The following is a 727-nucleotide window of genomic DNA, read 5'->3' as shown; positions in this document are numbered from 1 at the left end:
TCCGCACGCGTGCGAGCAACTCGCCGCGGTCGAGCGGTTTCACGAGATAGTCGGTCACGCCGAGGTCGAGCCCCTTGGCCAGCCGCGGCAGGTCCATATCCTCCAAGAGCAGCAGTAGCGGCAGGTGGCGCGTCTCCTCCTGCGAGCGGAACTGGGAACAGAGCCTCAGACCATCTTCTCCACCCAGGTCGATGCTGACGATCACCAGGTCGAACGTCTGGTCGCGCCCCAGTTCCAGGGCCTGCTCGCCGGTGTCGGTGCAGACGACCTCGTGCTCGGCCTCCGAGAGATATTCCTTCAAACGCTGGGTGGTGAAACGGCTCTTCTCCACCACCAGCACCTTGGCTGGCGCGTCCGCGACCTCGAACTCGCTCGCGATTGCCCCCAGGCGGCCAGAAGTCTCCTGGCGCACGCGCAACTCGTCCATCATCATCTTCAGACGAACCAGCGAGCGGACCCGGGCGAACAATGCGATATCGTTGACCGGCTTGGAGAGGAAGTCGTCAGCCCCGGATTCCAGCCCGCGCACCCTGTCCGCGACGTCCGACAGCGCGGTCACCATGACCACCGGGATATGCGACGTCTTGGGGTTGGCCTTCAATTCGCAACAGGTCTCGAACCCATCCAATCCCGGCATCATCACGTCCAGCAGAATGATGTCGGGATGGTTGGTCTCCGCAACCTCAAGCGCCTTGCGACCACTATCCGCCGTGACCACGTCGTAATA

General features: G+C 63.1%; 1 protein-coding gene. It reads right to left on the bottom strand.

The genetic code is table 11. From position 1 onward, the window contains the following. The coding region (locus tag CCR87_RS00035) for a response regulator (protein ID WP_201155308.1) at positions 1-727 on the bottom strand (727 nt) is incomplete at both ends.

Source organism: Rhodobaculum claviforme, assembly GCF_016653255.1.
GTDB lineage: Bacteria > Pseudomonadota > Alphaproteobacteria > Rhodobacterales > Rhodobacteraceae > Rhodobaculum > Rhodobaculum claviforme.
Note: the sequence above shows the minus strand (reverse complement) of the source record. Positions and strands in the feature narration are given on the sequence as shown.